This is a genomic window from Nostoc sp. CMAA1605 (genome assembly GCF_021596505.1).
GTDB lineage: Bacteria > Cyanobacteriota > Cyanobacteriia > Cyanobacteriales > Nostocaceae > Trichormus.
On sequence record NZ_PJIZ01000048.1, the window covers coordinates 1 to 20,723 of the forward strand.

Here is a 20,723-nt window from a genome sequence, read left to right on the forward strand (position 1 = left end):
TGGGGCAAGTCGGCATAATCTTAACAATGACAATCTCTGGACGATTGCTGGAGGCTTTGAGACGATGGCGTAAAATCATCAGCGTTCCGTCAATGCCATCATGAATATTGACGGTTTTCATTTGAGCTTCATCATGGCGAGAGAAGTTTTTTAGGGATTTGACGATTTCGACGATGCGATCTGTCCCTAATTTCATGGAATCTAGGAGTTTGGGAAGATCCTCCATGATAAATTCCACATCGATATTTTCTAGGTCTAATTGCAGTTGTTCAGGAGCTACGGGTGAGAGTTGTTGATAATATTGCAGTAGGTGTAATAAATCTTGGGCATACTCAGCAACGTGTCTTAAGTTGCCACAGATAAAGTTAACTGGATTATTAATTTCATGGGCAACACCAGCGATGAGTTGCCCTAAACTTGACATTTTTTCGCTTTGAATTAGCTGGGTTTGTGCTAGCTGCAAATTATGCAGAGCCTGCTGGAGTTTTTCTGTTTGAGCTTGAGCTTGGGCGGTGGCTTTGGTGCTTTGCTCATACATTAAAGCTTTTTCAATGGCGATCGCAGTTTGTGAGGCAAAAATGCTCACCAGTTTGAGATGTTCAGCTTTGTATGCGTCAGGCTTGGTTGTACCGATAGCAATTACGCCTGTGACTCGTTCTTTGTCTCGCAAAGGTACGCAAATCAGAGCTTTGACGTTTTCTTGTCCTTGCGATCGCAAATCTGCTGGCACATCGTTGATGAGTTCTGCTCGACCAGATTTGACAATATGTCCAACAATTCCTCTATCTATTAGTGGTTGGTGGTTGTCAAACAACTGTCCATATTCACCGATAACTTCAAAAGCACCAGTATGGGGATTCAATAGCAGAATCATTCCCGCAGAAGATTCAACCAATTGACTCATTTCCTGAAGCACTAACTCGGCTATCTGATGCTTATCTAGACTTGTGGTCAGTTGCGTTGAAATACCCTCAAACAAATCGATTTCTTGATATCGCTCCAGTAATTCTTTAGCCAGTTCCTTCTTCTCTGCTTCTTGCTTGGCTAAAAACGAAAGCAAAATTGCCACTACCTTTGCTTGTTCTGCTCCTAATACCCAACCAATAGTTTCTCCTGATACCTCAATTGGATGTCGCTGTTTGCCAATTTGCTCACCAATACTCAGGAGTGTTGTACCGTCTACTGTTTCCACATCAAGTCCGATGTTGAGTGGGTTCACTAACTCTTGCAGGAGAGAGAGTAGTTCTTTTTTCTGAAAAATTTTTCTGAGGTTAACTGAATACATGACACACCTCGTCTAAAAACTGATGGTAATGAATGATTCATCTCACTGCACTACTGTTGTCAATACTTTCTGACTTTGCAGCCACCCACTGATGAGAATCAGGATGAGGTATCAAACTGGTTTAAGTTTCGTCGGCGATACCATAGGCGATCGCAGGAAAATGCTCTACTATTCCTGGCAATAGCATCAGGATGTGATTGCAACTGTCAAATCTCAAATCTTTTGCAGTTCGACTCCTGTGAACATCGAAAATGCGAGTCGTGTGGATAATTATTCACACCTCTTGGGAGTAGCAAGCTAGACTGAGCAATGCCTAATACTGGGAGATTTACCATAACCACAGAGAAATTTCATAAATCATTAAGCCTAGCTTTCCCAGAAATATGAAGACTTTAACATTGCAGTTCACAAACTTAACGAGTAAGCAATGTTACTTTCACTTATAGTTAACAAAATTTATGAATCAGCCATTATAAGCTGTAAATTTTAAGTCTTAGTTGTAGAATTGATATCCGTATATTTCCGTAAGAATATTGTTTCATTGTTTGATATCAATCTTTTTTGGCAACAAGTTGGCAAATATAGGAATCCGAGTTGATTGGGAGAAAAAATCTAAGTATATATAGTGCTGTGTCAAGCCTTAAATGTTGCAGTACAAAATACCAAAAAAATTGTAGGTTGGTTTTTCTTACGTCAATCCAACATCGATATCTATGTTGGGTTGAGCAAGGCGAAGCCTAACCTACTAGCTTTTAAAACATCCTCTTACACGTATTCTACTCATCAGTTAAGGTTTCAATTAACAAATCAACTTGTTTTTGACGCTTATTGAGGAAATTTTCACATTCTTGCAGGTATTCAACAGCATTAGCAAACTGATCAAATACAGCTTCTAACTCTAAATTACCTGATTCAATCTGAGTGATAATTTTTTCTATTTCTGCTACTTTTTCCTCATAATTCCAATTACTTAAATCATCAGAATTAGGGGATGTTTTCCGCTTGACCATTGATTGTGTCTTTGTTTTTTAGAAAATAAATTTATCAGTTTTCACCCACATTAAACCATAAATTAGGCAGGGGGGCAGAGTGCAGAGAGAAATGGAGCAATTTTTCTCCCCCTTGCCCCCAGCACCCGTTCGGCTGACGCTCACGGCGGAAGCCTGCCCCAATTCCTCTTCCCTACCCTATTTCTCTACTGCGATGACTTTTACTTTCACTTTACCCTGTGCCAATTGCAGCCCTAATTCTTGCCCTACAGTGAGTTCATTCGCAACACGCACAATCTCGCCATTTTCTTGTCTAACTACAGCATAACCACGCTGTAATACGGCTTTGGGGTCGAGGGTGGCTAGTTTTTGTCTTAATAATTCTAGATGTTGTTGTGCTTGTTGCGATCGCCCTTTGATCAGTTGCAGTAATCTTTGCCGTTGCCAAGTGAGTTTGTTGGCTTCTTGCTGCACTTGTCTATCTAAACGCAGGTTGCGTAGGCGATGGCGTAAGGTTTGCAGTCTATAGGCGGCTTGACTCTGAGAAGCTAGCAGGGCATCATACAAAGCATCAACTCGCTGACGATGTTGAGTATATAACTGTGCCAAAGCAGGAACAACAATTTCCGCCGCCGCCGTGGGTGTATGTACGCACACATCCGCTACTAAGTCCGTTAGCGATTCATCCCGTTGATGGCCAATTCCTGTAATTACTGGGATAGAACATTCAGCCACCGCCCTCACTACGCGTTCATCATTAAAACAAGCTAATTCCTCCACTGCTCCACCACCCCGCGCTAAAATTAATACTTCGGCACGTCCATCTTGTTCTACTCTGGCGATCGCCTTCACAATCGATTCGGGGGCTTGTTCACCTTGAACGGTAGCAGGTGAAAATAACACCCGTAACCCTGGATACCTTTGCTTGAGAGTGCGTTGAATATCTCCCCAAGCTGCTGCCGTTGGGGATGTGACTACGGCGATGGTGTAGGGATGGGGTGGGAGCGATCGCTTTCTTGCTGTATCAAATAAACCTTCTTCTAATAAGCGGTTACGTAATTGTTGATAACGTAGTGCTTGCAAGCCCTCACCAGCACCTAAAGCTTGCCATACTGTTAACTGATACTCTCCTCTTTGGGGATAGACGCGAATACTACCTAAAATCATCATCTGTTCCCCAACAGCAGGTAGTTGCATCAGTTTATTAACTTGACTATTCCAGACTACACACTTAATTGCGGCTGTTCCATTGGGATCTTGCAGTGTGAAAAATAAGCCACTGCGATGTTGATTTGCGCTAGATACCTCACCAGTTACCCAAACTTGTCGCAGAATGGGATTTTCTTCTAACAAGGCTTGGAGATATTCGGTGATTCCTGCTACAGATAAAGCGGTATCAGGAAAGTCAAGATTCATTTTATTTCAACCCACTATGCACTTAGAATCAACATAACGCCTTTTTTATATATAAATTCAGCACTCAGAGTGAAGACTGACAGTATTTTTTATCAATTATTTGCAGAGTTTCCCGGCATTTTCTTTGAGTTAATCGGATACTCTGCCGATTATGCCCAAGGTTATCAATTCCGTTCGGTAGAAATCAAACAAACAGCCTTTCGCATTGATGGAGTGTTTCTACCGACAGACAACAGTTCTGATCAAACTGTCTATTTTTGTGAGGTGCAATTCCAAAAGGATGAACTGCTATATCATAGAGTGTTTGCAGAGCTATTTCTTTTTATAGACCAAAACCCAGCTATTTATGACTGGTATGTGGTGATTATCTACCCCAAACGTTCTTTAGAACCAAATAACAGCCGACTACATGAAATATTGTTAGCCAGTGCCAAAGTTCAAAGAGTGTATCTTGATGAAATCGAACCTAACTCCCAAACCTTGGGTATCGATATCATAAAATTAGTGGTAGAACCAGAAGCAACAGCACCAAACCTGGCTGTAGAACTGATTAACAAAACTAGACAGGAAATCACAGATCGTCTTTCTACCCAAGCCATCATAGATTTAATTGAAACGATCATAGTTTATAAGTTTCCTCTATTAAGCCGCCAAGAGATAGAAGATATGTTGAAACTGAACGCCCTCAAACAAACTAGAGTTTATCAAGAAGCCTTAAACGAAGGTAGGGAAGAAGGAAGAGAAGAAGGGAGACAAGAAGGGAGACAAGAAGGGAGACAAGAAGGAAGGCAAGAAGGAAGGCAAGAAGGTAAACTAGCCGCAGTACCGTTGCTCTTAAAAGCAGGTATCAGTGTAGAAGAAATAGCTCAACAGTTAGGCCTGAATGTTGAAGCAGTGAGACAAATTGCCCAGCAACAGAATTGATTCAGGTGATTAGTAACTTTTGTTACACAAAGAATGGCGATCGCTTTTCATTTCTTAAGGGCGATCGCTTTTGACAAATACCAAGTAAGAAAAGGATAAGAAAAAGAAATTGATGAATGGATAGAAGTATTGACTGTTCAGGCTTTCAAGAGCCAATGAGATTTAACTTCCTTGCTCGGTCGCAGCTATTATCTCATTGATACTTTTCAATACAGCAATTTGTTATAAAATTGGCGATTGACACATTAGAATGACAATTTTTAGCATATTGCTTACGGAATATAATTTTTTACAACTTAGCGAATATCGTTACTGACTTAAAATGCCTTGAATTGATATTACTCAACCTTCTTTCCGTAAGCATAAATAAAATACTTATCTGTAACCTTTACATCAGCCTGAAAACCTGCTTTACTTAACTTTTCTTGAAGTTCATCAGGTTGATAAAAAACTTTGACAATCTGATATTCTTGATTATTATTTAATTTGCGGGTTCTATATATATTTTCGTCGTTCTCTAAAATATGATTGTTAGCTGTAGATGTAGGTTCAAAGCGAGAGTCAATAATAAATACTTGTCCACCAATGCAGACAGATTGATAAACTTTCGCCAAAAATGAGTCTACTAATATTGGCGGTATATGAGATAGCCAAAATGCAAAGAATACCAAATCGTATTCTGTATCAGGTTGCCATGTAAATAAGTCAAGTTGCCGATATTCAATAATTGGGGAATTTAACTTAGAACGGTTAATTGCAATTACTTCTTCAGAAGCATCCAGTGCAGTAATTTTATTACTAATCTTTAAAAGCTCCTGTGTCCAGATTCCTGTGCCACTGGCTAACTCTAAAACATTATTTATATTTCCAATTTGCTGTACTGCACGTTGAATAACAGCTATTTCATTAAACCAACGCTGGTTATTTTCTTCGCCACGGTCATAGCGTCCTATCCTATAAAACCACTCATCATACTCATTTGCTCTAGCGCGGTAATACTCAATTTGTTGCTGAAGAATATTATCTGTCATTGTATTTTTATCTTAATGAATTATATATTCAAATTACTAAATAATTTGTTGCTCAACTTAATTTTTATATACTTCAAGAAGTCGATAAATTAGCTGTAGTATGGTTGGATTAAAAAATTCCATAGATTAGTTGATAATGCTAACCAATAATTTGTCATTACATATCGCTTTAGGATAATTAACTTTTTAGGAAAAGCACTTTTATATCAGCTTATCACTAATAACTGCGGTAAGTCGATAGATTTACCGCAGTTATTATATTATTGCTGAAGCCTGTTATTTATTTACTACATGATGAAGTAGCTATGCAGCGATCGCTCCTCCGCCTGGGCGATCGCATAATAGAGATGTGCAGTTGAACCTCTCATAACCATTGAAAAATCTAACTTTTCTCTCCAAGCATTAAGAAATACACCGTAATATTTTCTTACTAACCAAATCAGTTGCTCAACCTCAATGGGTACAAATCATACATGAGGTAGAAGAAACTACTAATATGATTCAGTATTGTAAACTTGGTGTCTCAAAAATCAACTCAAAGCCGTGGTACCCATTAGAGATAATAATCCAACAGAAATTACACCTTATGTAACCTTTGGACTGATTGCCATCAACGTCTTAGTTTTTCTTTATGAAGCGAGTCTTCCTCCCCAAGCATTAGACGGGTTTCTACATTTAGCGGCTGTAGTTCCTCATGAACTGAGTTTAAGTTTTGCTGGTGTTGATGTGCATCAACCTGTACCAGAGTGGACAACCTTAATCACTTCGCAATTTCTCCACGGCGGTTTTTTACACCTAGCGGGGAATATGTTGTTTCTGTGGATTTTTGGTAACAATGTAGAAGATAAATTAGGTCACGCTAAGTATTTACTGTTTTACCTGTCCTGCGGCATTTTAGCAGCCTTGACACAGTGGTTTTTCTCCCAAGATTCTAACATTCCTTCCTTGGGTGCGAGTGGGGCGATCGCCGGCGTAATGGGTGCATATATTCTCCGCTTCCCTAAAGCTGAAATTCTCGGTGTTGTCCCTCTAGGCTTGTTTTTCCCGACTTTCCGCGTTCCCGCTTATTTCTTCTTGGGATTTTGGTTTTTACAACAGTCTTTTTACGGACTAGCCAGCTTAGAAACCCGCACTAATATCGGTATGGAAAGCGGCGGGATTGCTTACTGGGCGCACGCCGGCGGTTTTATCTTTGGCGCAATTCTGGCTCCTTTATTGGGTTTATTTAGCGATAAACCACGGGAAGAATCTGATACCAATTTGGGATTTTAGATTTTGGATTTTAGATTTGGGATTTGGGATTTTGGATTAAAAGCCTATATTCATAGCCTATTCCAGAATTTTGAAACAATAAGACCTATCCCAATTTGCTATCACTTCCTTAATTGCGAATTGCGAATTGCGAATTGCGAATTGCGAATTGCGAATTGCGAATTGCGAATTGCGAATTGCTATTAAGGAAAATCATCTGGCCAAGGTGCGGTGGGTAGATCAGAATCATCTGGGGAGACTAATTTGATTTCAGTTTTCAAAGGTTTTTGAGTATGAATATTTTCTAACTCATGAATATCTGCTAAAACTTCTAAAACAGACTGATATCGCTCTTTATAATCATCCCGCACCATTTTAGTTAAAATTTTGGCGAAACCATCACTAACTAATGCTTTATCAATCCATTTCAACTCGTCATCGCTATCTCTAGGAAGTTCATGGGGGGCGATACCGGTTAACGCCTTAATTCCAATCATTCCTACTGCATAGATGTCGCTATTGTACTGGGGACGACCAAAACATTGTTCGCTAGGTGCATAACCTTTCGTCCCTATTCCAATAGTAAAAGGAACTTGTGATTGATCTTCTACGTGTTGTGTGGTGATTTCTTTGACTGCGCCAAAGTCAATTAATATTAACTGGTTATCTGCACGACGGCGAATAATATTACTGGGTTTAATATCTCGGTGAATTACTTGATTTTCATGAACAAATACTAATATTTGTAGTAGTTCCTTGACAATGTGAATTACTTTCGGCTCTAAAATCCCTCTACCTGCGGCTAATTCTTGAGATAGAGGATGACCAATAATATATTCTAAGACTAGATAAAATTCGGCTTCTTGTTCAAAATAAGCTAAAAGTTGGGGTATGTGGGGATATTTACCCAATTTTTCTAAAGTTTGTGCCTCTGAGGCAAATAAACGTCTAGCTAATTCCACAGCCTTAGTTTCAGTTTTAGCTGGTTTTAGTTGCTTGACCACACACTGCGGATTACCAGGACGCTGTATATCTTCGGCGATGTATGTTTCGCTAAATCCTCCAGCACCCAGGACTTTGATAATTTGATACCGTCCGCCGAGGATTTTTCCTGCTAGTTCTAAATCTCGTTGTTGAATCAGGTCTTGCAGATCATTTTGTTGGCTGATAATTTCCTGGACTACGGGGGAAGTTTTATATTTTTGGAAGATAGCAACTAATTGGTGGGTTCTGATTTTTTCTTTGGCAAATTCCGCCCCCAGATAGGATGTACCACTAAAAACCATCGCCAGTAGGGGTAAAGTCGTCGGTAATATTAACTGTGCATGAATAAAACTCATGTAGCCAATACCACCCCAAATACTTGCCAAAGCCAGACTAATAAAAAATCGCTTGACTCCACCTTTGCTGGTGTTCATCACCAATGATGCACCACTAACTAAAGCCAGGACAAACAAACCCCGCAGTAGGGGAGTATTAATTGCTGGTGCGATCGCTTTGCCTTGCATGAGGGTAGCAATGGCGTTAGCATGAATTTCTACTCCTGCCATCTTTTCTGGGGTTAACCAACTGCTACCAATGGCGACTGCATGATAATCGTTTGCTAATTGGGCTGTTGCTCCCACAATCACAATTTTGTTGCGAAATACCTTCCCTTGTTGCAAGTAGGTATTCCAATTTTGCGGATCAAGGACGTACCAAAAGGGAATAGTTTCAAATGTCCCAGATGGCCCCCAAAAATGAATACGTTCGCCTCTGGTGGAGTTGGGGGGAAGGGGAAACGAGGCCGCCCTTAACACTGCTTCCTCAAATGCAGGTACTTTTTCTGTGAGTAAACCATTGTTAGCCAAAATCTTGGTATATTCCCCAGCAAAGCGATGAATCTTCCCGTCTACTTCCACAGGGAAATTAACTGTACCAATATTAACTGGATATTTCCGAAATTTTTCGTAGGGCAATCTCTGCTGGATAAACGTCCCTTGGTGGGATGCCGAAGTATCATATTGCGCTGCTAAGGTAACTTTGCTACCGTATTTTTGTAATGCGGTTTGCAGTTGGCGATCGTCTGCTGCACCGTAACTACCAGGTGTATCGAAAACTATATCTAAAGCCACAGTCCGCGCTCCCGCCTCTATTAATTTTGTCACCACCTGAGCATAAGCAGCACGCTTAAAAGGAAATGCTCTCAGTGGTTCTAGGTAGGCGTTATTGTGTGGATCTGTTCTATAGTACTGTTCGGGTAGTGATATGGACTGATCATCAATTGCTAAAATCACGATATCTTCTGGCGGTGCTAATGGCCCTCGAATTTGCCAAAATGCAGATACCGCTTGGTTCTCTAACCATTGGGCTGTAGTTCCGCCAGAAGTTGCTATCATAGCTGCACCTACTGCTGACACAATGTTGAGGAGATTTCCCAATCTCATCATCTGTTGTGACTGGCGTAATGAAGCTGTAATATTGGCTTTTGTTGGTTTACTTGACGCTATATTGGCAGTAGAGACATATTTCTTATTAGATGTGGATGTAGGTTCTTCTGCCATATCATGTTAATAATTTACGTACAACTGTTTTGATTTATAGTGATCACCTAATACTACAATCACATTGAAATAATACTTAAATGAGCAGCTTAGACATTTGTAATATAACTTTTATTTTTCATAAAACTTTACTTGCCAGGCAAATTAGTCGCCCACTATGGCAAAAGTTTGTTTGTGAGTGAGACTAAAGCAGGGTTTCTCCATGATTTGAGCCGGAAATACACCGGCTCTGATTTGGCTTGTCGCTAGCTTATACCCTTATTCACAGGGTATAGCTTTTGTAAAACGTCTATAACTGAGTGCGGATGCAAATATTGTTGACTGCATAATCTTACAGACTTTCATTAGTCCTTATCCGAATCTCAAACCTATGTCTTACGTCTTTAGAAGTAAACTTAATGACTCAAGCGTAAATTTTCCTGTTAAGCAGTCAATTTTATTGGTAGATTTTGATTACAGGACATCTCTTATAGTATAGGGAGTTAAAAGGTTCAATGCTCAACACATAAAATACTAGGGTACAGATAAATTTATGCTTTGCAAGAGGTAAGATAAAAGCTATACATAGCACGTTATCCTTGAGGCATTAGCATATTGATCAAATGAGAATTGCTATAATCTATTGTTCAATCTAAATTCTTTACTATTGTTAGGTGTATTTTTCTATGGGTTCCCCAATGAATCGTCTGTCTATTTTTGTAGACGGAAATAATATGTTCTATGCTCAACAAAAAAATGGTTGGTTTTTTGATCCCCGACGAGTATTAGAATACTTCAAACATGAGCAGTCAGAAACAACGTTAATCAATGCTTTTTGGTACACTGGCTTAAAAGATCCGCAAGATCAACGAGGTTTTCGAGACGCGCTCATCAGCTTAGGATATACAGTCCGAACGAAAATTCTCAAAGAATATTATGATGATTCCTCCGGTCGCTACTCGCAAAAAGCTAATTTAGATATTGAAATTGTTGTTGATATGTTTAATACAGTAGATCAGTATGACCGAGTAGTTTTATTTAGTGGCGATGGCGATTTTGAAAGGGCAATTGAATTATTAAGATCCAAAAATACTCACATTACAGTAGTTTCCACAGAAGGAATGATTGCGAGAGAGTTACGTAACGCCACTGATAGATATATAGATTTAAATGATATTAGAGACCAAATAGAAAAAGCAGAAGGTTAATACTCTTAGCAATTATTTACAAAGTTAAGACACGAAAAACTAATGTAAGCGATATTAAAAGTAAAACTAAAACGACGAGCCAAAATGACAAGTAAATCAGAGAGAATCATTATTTTCGATACGACCCTCCGCGATGGTGAACAATGTCCAGGAGCAACGTTAAATATAGACGAAAAGCTCGTAATCGCTAAACAGTTGGCGCGGTTGGGTGTGGATATTATTGAGGCGGGTTTTGCTTTTGCAAGTCCTGGAGATTTTGAAGCGGTAAGCAAAATTGCTCAAGCTGTAGGAACAGAAAATGGCCCGGTAATTTGTAGCTTGGCGAGAGCCAAACATGATGATATTAAAGCCGCAGCCGAGGCGATAAAACCAGCAGCGAAAGGGAGAATTCACACCTTTATTGCTACTTCTGATATTCACCTGCAATATAAGCTCAAAAAAACTCGCTCAGAAGTAATTGCGATCGCCGAGGAAATGGTAGCTTATGCCAAGAGTTTCACCGATGATGTGGAATTTTCCCCTGAAGATGCGGGGCGTTCTGATCCTGAATTTTTGTATCAAGTCTTAGAAAGAGCGATCGCGGCTGGCGCGACAACAGTTAATATTCCCGATACAGTTGGTTACACCACACCCAACGAATTTGGGGCATTAATTAAGGGGATTAAAGAAAATGTCCCCAACATTGACCAAGCAATTATTTCTGTTCACGGACACAATGATTTAGGTTTAGCAGTTGCTAACTTCTTAGAAGCCGTCAAAAATGGTGCTAGACAGTTAGAATGTACCATCAATGGTATTGGTGAACGGGCAGGAAACGCCGCCTTAGAAGAATTAGTCATGGCGTTACACGTCCGCAGGCAATATTTTAATCCCTTCTTGGGTAGACCGGAAAATTCTGAAGAATCCCTCACCAACATTGACACCAAACAAATTTACAAAACATCTCGTCTGGTGTCCAATTTGACGGGAATGTTAGTCCAGCCCAATAAAGCAATTGTCGGTGCAAATGCTTTTGCTCACGAGTCAGGAATTCACCAGGATGGAGTTTTGAAAAATAAACTCACCTACGAAATTATGGACGCTCAATTGATTGGTTTAACAGACAATCAAATCGTCTTAGGTAAACATTCTGGGCGGAATGCTTTTAGGACACGCTTGAAAGAATTGGGCTTTGAATTATCAGAAACCGAACTCAATAAAGCCTTTGTCAGATTTAAAGAAGTCGCTGACAAAAAGAAAGAAATTTCTGATTGGGATTTAGAAGCCATTGTCAACGATGAAATTCAACAAGCACCTGATTTATTCCGCGTGGAATTAGTCCAGGTTTCCTGCGGTAGTAACGCCCAACCCACAGCTACAGTTACCCTCCGCACCCCCACAGGCGAAGAACTCACCGACGCAGCCATCGGTACAGGGCCAGTAGACGCGGTTTACAAAGCTATTAACCGTGTAGTAAATGTTCCTAACCAGTTGATTGAGTTCTCTGTGCAGTCAGTAACAGCCGGTATCGATGCAATTGGCGAAGTAACTATCCGTCTGAGACATGAATCGCGAGTATTTTCCGGTCATGCAGCCAATACGGATATTATAGTTGCATCTGCACAAGCTTATGTGAATGCGCTTAATCGTTTGTACGCAGCATTGCAAACGCAAGAGAAGCAAACAGAAGTAACTGCTAACAAAGTGTAAAAGAGTGCTGAGTTAAAAGTGCTGAGTGCTGAGTGAGAATCTTCACTTGAGACTCAGCACTCATGACTGTGGAGATTCAAGACAGTCTTAGAGATAGCTTAAAATGTGGAAATTTTATAAATACCATGCTTTGGGTAATGATTATTTAGTAATCAATCCCCAAGATTTATCATGTGATTTAACGCCTGAAAAAATTAAAATAATTTGCGATGTCTTACGACGGGCTACGCCTACGCAATTTCGGTATCGGCTCTGATGGTATTTTGTTAGGGCCGCTACCATCAAACACAGCAAAATTCGCTTTACGTATCTTCAATCCTGACGGAAGTGAAGCCGAAAAAAGCGGTAATGGACTGCGGATTTTTTCCCGTTACCTGTGGGATATCGGACTTGTTGACGAAGAGCCATTCTCAATTGAAACTGCCGGTGGAATAGTGCAATCTGTAATCACAGATGCAGGTAAAATAGTTCAAGTCGAGATGGGGAAAGTCAGCTTTTGGAGTCGTGATATACCTGTTGTTGGCGATGATAGAGAAGTAATTCAAGAAAAAATCTTTCTTGATGAAGGCATTTTTACATTTTGTGCAGCCACAATAGGTAATCCACACTGTGTAATTCTTTTAGATGACATCAATTCCGATGTCGCCAGAAATTTCGGCCCCATATTTGAAGTTTTTCCTCTTTTCCCTAATCGTACTAATGTGCAGTTTATGAAAGTATTGGATAGAAATACTATTCAAATTGAAATTTGGGAAAGAGGAGCAGGTTACACTTTAGCATCAGGTAGTAGTAGCAGTGCGGCGGCGGCTACTGCACATAAACTTGGTTTGTGTGATTCTGAAATTACCGTAAAAATGCCTGGCGGAGAAATTCTGATTCAAATTAAAGATGACTTTAATATCTCTATGACTGGTGCTGTTACAAAAGTTGCTCAAGGAGAATTATCAGCAGAGTTATTCGCATAAAACCTGTTAGCAATATTTGAGAAAATTACTGAACCAGTATTTAGGTAGTAGCGTGTAAATTCAAAATATGGGCATCTACTACCATTTATGAATAATCACAAAACAAAATCTTGGGAAGAAGTTCGTATAGCTTTTCAAAAAATTTGGGGTTATGAAGATTTTCGTCCGCCACAAGGTGAAATTGTCAATACTTTATTAACGCAAAAAGATGCACTAATCATTATGCCCACAGGTGGCGGGAAATCTATTTGTTTTCAACTACCTGCACTGCTACAAACTGGTTTAACGTTGGTAATATCGCCATTAGTTGCACTGATGGAAAATCAAGTCCAGGAACTAATAGAACGTCAGCAAAAAGCGGCCTTACTGCACAGTGAACTACCATCATTTCAACGGCGTGCCACATTGCAAGCATTAGAAAAACAGCAACTAAGATTATTATATTTATCACCGGAAACTTTATTAAGTCCGCCAGTTTGGGAAAGATTATGTCAGCCACAACTAAAAATTAATGGTCTGATTTTAGATGAAGCCCATTGTTTAGTGCAGTGGGGTGAAAGCTTTCGCCCAGCTTATCGCAGATTAGGGGCTGTTAGACCTGCATTACTCAAACATAAACCACCAGGGACTAAAATCAGTATAGCTGCCTTTACCGCCACTGCTGACCCCTCAGCCCAAAAAACTATTCAAACTGTTTTAAAATTACAACAACCGGAAATATTTCGCCTTAATCCTTACCGTCCGAATTTGCATCCTACCGTCCGCATCGCTTGGACACCAAGGGGGAGGAAACAACAATTAATCAAATTTATTCAAAATCGACCACAACAAGCTGGCTTAATTTATGTGCGGACTCGGCGAGATAGTGAAAACTTAGCGGCTTGGTTAGCAGAGATGGGTTATAAAACCGCTAGTTATCATGCGGGTTTAGGCGCAACAGAACGCCGAGAAGTAGAAGCAAGTTGGTTGGGTGGTAAAATTCCCTTTGTGGTGTGTACCTGCGCCTTTGGAATGGGGATAAATAAGCCTGATGTGCGCTGGGTTATCCACTATCATGCACCACATCTATTATCTGAATATGTGCAGGAAATTGGGCGTGCGGGTAGAGATGGGAAACCTGCGGAGGCTTTAACCTTAATCAGTGAACCTACAGGGTGGCTAGACCCAGAGGATAAACAAAGACAGGAATTTTTTCAAGAACAAATGCGATCGCAACAGCAAAAAGCCCAGCAGCTAATTAAAAAACTACCACAACAGGGAGAAGTTAACAAGATAAATAAAGAATTTCCCGATAGTGCGATCGCTTTAGCTCTACTTCATAGTAGTGGTCAGTTACATTGGCTTGACCCCTTCCATTACAAAATAGAACATAAAGCCAAAAGTCAGCCATTAACGCAATTACACGCTGCTCAACAGATGACTCAATATTTAAATACAAAAAAATGTCGCTGGCAATTTTTATTAACTGCTTTTGGCTTTGAGAAAGAAGCCGCTAACTGGCGTTGTGGACACTGCGATAATTGTCGTTAATACTCTTTTTAATCACATGATTTGAATATGTTTAATTCCAAATTCGTTGCATATTCAATACCAGGATTGAAATGATTGCTTTGGAAGTTTCCCGAAAGTGCGATCGCCTGTTACAACTACAGAACCAGATTGAGCAATTAAACTGGGCTTTTGATTGTCAGTGCGATCGCTGTCTAAAATTAGATGATAAAAGACTTAAAACAGCCAAAAATCAGCAAAAATTGACGTAAGTTTAACTAATACAGTAGACATACTGATATCATTAGTATCAACCTGAAATCTATACTTATTCATTTAAATCAACTATCTGGAGATCATAATAATGATTGGTGCAATGATTGGTGCATGGGTAGGAGAGTTAGTCACAGTAGAAGTTTCTAAAGCTTTATTGAGTGGTGTTACGAGCAAACTTAACCCTAGTGATTTGGATAAGGCGATTAAAACTGCAACTATAGAAGCTTGTAAGCAAGAAACTCAATTATTTTATTCTTGTCCACCAGACTTTATACCAAAATTTTTATGTAATTTTTTTAAAGAACAAGGATTGTCAGAGCTACAGAAGCCTTTAAAAAATGAGGGAAAGCCTGATGTAGATTATTTAGCTGTTGTTTTCCAAAAAGCAGCTTTAGCTGACTCAAAATGAAAGAAATTAAAATTGATTATATTCGTTCATGGATGGAGGTTTTTGTTAAAACTTATTTTGAAAATACAGATAATTGTATCAAGTTTCAGGTTGCCAAAGAGAACTATTGTCAGCAATTAGTCAACTGGTTTGATGATGTGAAGTTTGTTGGAATTGCTGTACCAGGACAAGAAGTAGACAAATCGGAGAAACTAGTCAATATTTTTGTGTTACCGGAAGTGCAGGAGGATAACCAAAATAATTTAAATGCTCTAAACTCCAGCATCGAAACAGAGTTTTTTTCATCTAATTTGAGCCAAAGTCAGCAACAATTACTTTGGGAACAGAGACAACGTGCTTTACGCAACTCTTCTGGGAGAAAATTGTTAGCTTCCCAAATTTTAAATCAAACAAACTGTCAAAAGTTTGTGCTTTTAGGTGCGCCTGGTTCTGGAAAAACGACTTTACTGAGTTATTTTGTGGTGATGATAGCTCAGAAGCGGATTGAGCAATTGAATATAAAAGCAGAAGCAGACTATTTACCTATTATAATTCCTATACGAGATTTTGCTAGACAAGAAAATACTAGCATTCTTGAATATGTTAAGCAATTTGTTGAAAAAAATCTATCTGTTAAAACTTTGCCTGTAGGTTTTTTTGAATATTGGTTAGAAGATGGACACACTTTTATATTTTTTGATGGTTTAGATGAAATTGCTCAAGAAAGTAAACGATATGAGGTAGTACGGAAAATCGAGAATTTTTTAGGGCAGTTTCCGAAAAATTGTGCAGTTATTACTTCTCGTCCTGCTGGCTATAAACGTGATTTTTTCAATACTCAAGAGTTTGCCCATTACGAACTTTTAGCTTTTGATGATGAAAAAATAGAAAAGTTTATTAACTGTTGGTATGACAGTCGTATTCAGGATAAGTCAGAGGCGGAGCGACGTAAAACAACTTTACGGGAAGCAATAAATGAGAATGAGCGTCTCAAATTGCTAGCACGTAATCCTTTGTTGTTGACGATTATTGCTCTGATTCATCGCTATCAAGCGGTTTTACCTAAAGGTCGCCACAAACTTTATGAGAAAGCCGTAGAAACTCTCTTAACTTCTTGGGATGCTAATAAGGAAATTAGCGTTAACCATTTCTTACAAGATATTGATATTGAAGACTTGCTATTTTTAATGCAAAAAATAGCCTTTTGGATTCATGGACAAGGCAGTACAGCAGATAAAGAAGGAGGAACACTAATTGCTCGTGAAGATTTGCTTGACCAATTGAAAAAAGAAATCAAATCTCTGAAAGGCATTGAGCTTTATAAAGCCGAGGAAAAAGCGAAACGGTTTTTAAGTTTGATTCAGGAGCGTACTGGACTACTTAATGAACAAGGTCAAGATTGCTATGCTTTTGTGCATAAAACCTTTCAAGAATATCTATGTGCTAGAGAAATTAATTATCAAGCAGATGATCAAGACGATTTTGATATTGTTTTACAGTATATTGATCAGCATCTTCATGACCCGCATTGGCGAGAGGTATTACTGTTATTGATTACTCAGCAAGCACCAAACAAAGCAGCTACAGCCATTAGAAGAATTCTCAGCAGGAATAGCGAATATGAACAATGCTTACATCGTGACTTATTATTTGTAGGGAATTGCCTTGCTGAAGATATCAAAAATTTAAAAACAGCAAAAGGTTCTCCAGCTATAGAAATTTTACAAGATTTAGTAAATCTTGAAGTCAGCGATTCCTTGCAAGTTAGTCCTAGAATTAAATCACAAGTATTCCAAACTTTGTGTAGTCTCAATGAAACAGCTTTTCAAACTCAAGCTTTGCAATTGTTAAAAGAGAAAGAGCAACAAATAGAACCAGTAAGATTTCAAGAATATTGTGCTGCATTAGGAGAGGAAAAGACAGCAGTTGATAGATTAATAGAACTCCTCAAAGATTCAGAATATAATGTGCGTCATAGAGCAGCATTTACGTTAGGTAAAATAGGTGCAGAAGTTGCAATTCCCAGCTTACTAGAACTCCTCAAAGACTCAGAATCTATTGTGCGTTCTTTTGCCGCATTTGCGTTAGGTAAAATAGGTGCAGAAGTTGCAATTCCTAACTTACTAGAACTCCTCAAAGACTCAGAATCTATTGTGCGTTCTTGTGCCACATTTGCGTTAGGTGAAATAGGTGCAGCCGCAATTCCCAGCTTACTAGAACTCCTCAAAGACTCAGAATCTATTGTGCGTTCTAGTGCCGCATTTGCGTTAAGTAAAATAGGTGCGGACGCAATTCCCAGCTTACTAGAACTCCTCAAAGACTCAGAATCTATTGTGCGTTCTAGTGCCGCAAATGCGTTGGGTCAAATAGGTGCAGTAGCTGCTATTTCTGGCTTACTCGAACTCCTCAAAGACTCAAAACCTAATGTGCGTTCTAGTGCCGCAAATGCGTTGGGTCAAATAGGTGCAGAAGTTGCAATTCCTCACTTAATAGAACTTATCAAAGACTCAGAATCTGATGTGCGTTCTAGTGCCGCTAGTGCGTTAGGTAAAATAGGTGCAGAAGTTGCAATTCCTCACTTAATAGAACTTATCAAAGACTCAGAATCTGATGTGCGTTCTAGTGCCGCTAGTGCGTTAGGTAAAATAGATGCAGAAGTTGCAATTCCTCACTTAATAGAACTTATCAAAGACTCAGAATCTGATGTGCGTTCTAGTGCCGCTAGTGCGTTAGGTAAAATAGATGCAGAAGTTGCAATTCCTCACTTAATAGAACTTATCAAAGACTCAGAATCTGATGTGCGTTCTAGTGCCGCTAGTGCGTTAGGTAAAATAGATGCAGAAGTTGCAATTCCTGGCTTACTAGAACTCCTCAAAGACTCAAAACCTAATGTGCGTTCTAGTGCCGCTAGTGCGTTAGGTAAAATAGATGCAGAAGTTGCAATTCCTGGCTTACTAGAACTCCTCAAAGACTCAAAACCTAATGTGCGTTCTAGTGCCGCAGGTGCGCTGAAGAAAATCGACGAAAAAACTCATAGTGTAGTCATTAATCTTTCTCAATGGATTAATGAAAACCAAGATTCAAAATATATTGGAGATGGAATCAATCTGCTATGGGATTTGGTATGTGGTTAGACAAGCTGATATTACCATCTGACAAATCAGTGCTAGTGAGATAGACACAGCGTTACTGTAGACAATGCCCAAAAAATAATTGTAGATGTGACATGATAGCCACATCTAGAATTAATCTTGTCTACTCTACAAATATTTACTGAGATATTCGTATCTATTTATTCCACAGTCACTGATTTTGCTAAATTTCTGGGCTGGTCAACGTCTAAACCGCGACGGGCGGCGATGTGATAAGCCAAGAGTTGTAAAGGTACTACTGTAAGTATTGGCGATAGTAATTCATCGACTGATGAAACGGGTAGCAAATCATTAAAGATTTCCGCCGCTTCGCCATCTTTTACAGGTGTTACACCAATTAACCGCGAATCTCTGGCTTTGGCTTCTTGGGCGTTAGAAATTACCTTTTCATACACATTACCAGGAACTGCGATCGCCACTACCGGAACTTTCGCATCTAATAAAGCAATGGGGCCATGTTTCATTTCCCCAGCCGGATAACCTTCAGCGTGAATGTAGCTGATTTCTTTTAATTTCAAAGCCCCCTCTAAAGCAATAGGGAAGTTAATCCCTCTACCTAAAAAGATGAAATCTTTGGTATCTGCAAAGTCATGGGCTAGATGTTCGGTTAATTGTTCTTGACTTTCTAATGTGTCTTCGATGGCTTGGGGAATTTGGCGCAAACCTTGGATGATCTCTGCAAGTTTTTCTGCTGGTAGAGTCTGACGGCGATCGCCTAAATCCAAAGCTAGGGCGTAAAATGCCATCAGTTGGGCAATAAAGGTTTTAGTAGCGGCTACACCAATTTCAATCCCTGCTAGGGTGTTGATGATATGAGACACCATCAAACCAAGACTGCTTTCTGGGCGGTTGGTAATGCCTAATAGTCTAGCTTTATATTCAGGCGTTAGTCCTTGGCGGCGTTCTTTTTCCATTGCTAAAGCCGCTAAGGTATCGGCGGTTTCCCCAGATTGGGTAACACCAATAATTAGGGTATTGGGTGTTAAAGGTGAGGGTGCATAGCGATACTCAGAAGCATAATGCACCTGAGTGGGAATTCCCGCTAATTGTTCGAGTAAGTATTTACCGACTAAGGCGGCGTGCCAACTTGTACCGCAGGCAACGATATGAATTTGGGTTAAATCTGCATAAAATTCCTCTGGTAAACCCAAATTTACGCGCTCATGATCAAAGTATGCCTCTAAACTAGCTCTCACTACTCCAGGCTGTTCGTAAATTTCCTTGAGCATGAAGTGTTTGAATCCCTGCTTCTCTACCATTGTGGGACTCAAGTTGAGCATTCGGGGCTGTTTTTTTAGCCTGTCGCCAGCAAAGTTATAAATTTCTACGCCTAATGGTGTCAGACGAGCAATTTCACCATTTTCTAAGGGTAAGACGGCACGAGTATAAGCAACGATCGCCGGAGTATCGGAAGCGCAGAAAAATTCACCCTGGCCAAATCCTATGACTAAAGGTGCTTGTTGACGCACTACAATTAACTCGTCGGGATAATCAGCCGAAATAACTGCGATCGCAAATGCCCCTTCTAAATGATTAGCTGCTTGACGTACTGCTTCTAAAAACAGGGAAGGAGAAAGGGGAACAGTCGGTGATGGAAGATTTTTTAAATATTCGGCAATCAGATGGGGAATTACTTCTGTATCCGTCTCAGAACGGAATTGATGCCCTTTACTTTTGAGTTCTTCGCGTAACTCACGGTAATTTTCAATAATCCCATTTTGGACTACAGCAACTCGCATGGCTGTATCCATGTGGGGATGAGCATTATATTCTTCTGGTTTGCCGTGTGTTGCCCAGCGTGTATGACCGATACCTATTTGGGCTGGAGTTGCTAACTGTTCTAGTTTAGAACGCAGGTTATGGAGTTTACCTTTAGCTCTAACACAATCTACCTCTCCTTCCCAAACAGTGGCAACTCCGGCGGAATCATACCCCCGATATTCCAGTTTTTCTAGCCCAGACAATAAAATTTCTGTCGCCGCTTGAGTGCCAATATACCCTACTATGCCGCACATTGCTCACACCACCTTTTGTTCGGATAACTAAATCCAGTATAGTTGTTAGCACAAAAGTCGGTTCTTCTCAAAGGTAGAAGGTAGGAATTTAGGGGCGTGGAAGGCAGAAAAATTAATAGACATC

General features: G+C 39.8%; 14 protein-coding genes and 1 pseudogene. 9 read left to right on the plus strand and 6 right to left on the minus strand.

Annotated elements, in window-relative coordinates:
* From CV014_RS16900 to xseA, 3 genes are all read right to left on the minus strand, one after another.
* Positions 1 to 1,285 (minus strand): GAF domain-containing protein (locus CV014_RS16900; protein WP_236143090.1); only part of this gene is annotated, 1,285 nt, incomplete at its 3' end.
* Between the two features lie 776 nt (positions 1,286 to 2,061).
* Positions 2,062 to 2,295: an exodeoxyribonuclease VII small subunit gene (gene xseB, locus CV014_RS16905; protein ID WP_103136103.1), complete on the minus strand. Its 234-nt coding sequence runs from the start codon at positions 2,293 to 2,295 to the stop codon at positions 2,062 to 2,064.
* 177 nt (positions 2,296 to 2,472) lie between these two features.
* Complete coding sequence (xseA, locus tag CV014_RS16910; protein WP_236143091.1) at positions 2,473 to 3,690, minus strand: exodeoxyribonuclease VII large subunit; 1,218 nt, start codon at positions 3,688 to 3,690, stop codon at positions 2,473 to 2,475.
* Between the two features lie 69 nt (positions 3,691 to 3,759).
* On the opposite strand from xseA, the gene CV014_RS16915 reads away from it, so the two are divergent.
* On the plus strand, positions 3,760 to 4,614 hold the full coding sequence (locus tag CV014_RS16915) for an Rpn family recombination-promoting nuclease/putative transposase (RefSeq protein ID WP_236143092.1): 855 nt from the start codon (positions 3,760 to 3,762) through the stop codon (positions 4,612 to 4,614).
* Between the two features lie 338 nt (positions 4,615 to 4,952).
* Here CV014_RS16915 and CV014_RS16920 read toward each other — a convergent pair whose 3' ends face one another.
* Positions 4,953 to 5,645 (minus strand): class I SAM-dependent methyltransferase, encoded by a 693-nt coding sequence (locus CV014_RS16920; protein ID WP_236143093.1) that lies wholly within the window; start codon positions 5,643 to 5,645, stop codon positions 4,953 to 4,955.
* 543 nt (positions 5,646 to 6,188) lie between these two features.
* Between CV014_RS16920 and CV014_RS16925 the strand changes: the two genes are divergently transcribed.
* The gene (locus CV014_RS16925) at positions 6,189 to 6,917 is read left to right on the plus strand and encodes a rhomboid family intramembrane serine protease (RefSeq protein WP_236143094.1); all 729 of its coding nucleotides are present in this window, start codon (positions 6,189 to 6,191) and stop codon (positions 6,915 to 6,917) included.
* Between the two features lie 182 nt (positions 6,918 to 7,099).
* On the opposite strand, the gene CV014_RS16930 is transcribed toward CV014_RS16925, so the two are convergent.
* On the minus strand, positions 7,100 to 9,439 hold the full coding sequence (locus CV014_RS16930; protein WP_236143095.1) for a serine/threonine-protein kinase: 2,340 nt from the start codon (positions 9,437 to 9,439) through the stop codon (positions 7,100 to 7,102).
* 665 nt (positions 9,440 to 10,104) lie between these two features.
* Here CV014_RS16930 and CV014_RS16935 point away from each other — a divergent pair.
* The 7 genes and pseudogenes from CV014_RS16935 (at position 10,105) to CV014_RS16965 (ending at position 18,566) form a co-directional block, all read left to right on the plus strand.
* Positions 10,105 to 10,626 carry a LabA-like NYN domain-containing protein gene (locus CV014_RS16935; RefSeq protein ID WP_103136109.1) on the plus strand — a complete coding sequence of 174 codons (522 nt, stop codon included), beginning with the start codon at positions 10,105 to 10,107 and terminating at the stop codon, positions 10,624 to 10,626.
* A gap of 84 nt (positions 10,627 to 10,710) precedes the next feature.
* Complete coding sequence (locus CV014_RS16940; RefSeq protein ID WP_236143096.1) at positions 10,711 to 12,315, plus strand: 2-isopropylmalate synthase; 1,605 nt, start codon at positions 10,711 to 10,713, stop codon at positions 12,313 to 12,315.
* Between the two features lie 103 nt (positions 12,316 to 12,418).
* Positions 12,419 to 13,280: pseudogene (gene dapF, locus CV014_RS16945) on the plus strand (diaminopimelate epimerase).
* An 87-nt stretch (positions 13,281 to 13,367) separates the two neighbouring features.
* Complete coding sequence (locus tag CV014_RS16950) at positions 13,368 to 14,810, plus strand: RecQ family ATP-dependent DNA helicase (RefSeq protein ID WP_236143097.1); 1,443 nt, start codon at positions 13,368 to 13,370, stop codon at positions 14,808 to 14,810.
* 71 nt (positions 14,811 to 14,881) lie between these two features.
* Positions 14,882 to 15,040 (plus strand): hypothetical protein, encoded by a 159-nt coding sequence (locus tag CV014_RS16955; RefSeq protein ID WP_236143098.1) that lies wholly within the window; start codon positions 14,882 to 14,884, stop codon positions 15,038 to 15,040.
* 92 nt (positions 15,041 to 15,132) lie between these two features.
* Positions 15,133 to 15,453, plus strand: a complete 321-nt coding sequence (locus tag CV014_RS16960; protein ID WP_236143099.1) for a hypothetical protein — start codon at positions 15,133 to 15,135, stop codon at positions 15,451 to 15,453.
* On the plus strand, positions 15,450 to 18,566 hold the full coding sequence (locus tag CV014_RS16965) for a HEAT repeat domain-containing protein (protein WP_236143100.1): 3,117 nt from the start codon (positions 15,450 to 15,452) through the stop codon (positions 18,564 to 18,566). Before CV014_RS16960 ends, CV014_RS16965 begins: the two co-directional genes overlap by 4 nt.
* A 158-nt stretch (positions 18,567 to 18,724) precedes the next feature.
* Here the strand turns inward: CV014_RS16965 and glmS are convergent, their stop codons facing one another.
* Entirely contained in the window at positions 18,725 to 20,599 is a 1,875-nt protein-coding gene (glmS, locus tag CV014_RS16970; protein WP_236143101.1) for a glutamine--fructose-6-phosphate transaminase (isomerizing), read from the minus strand.
* Positions 20,600 to 20,723: the final 124 nt, after the last annotated feature.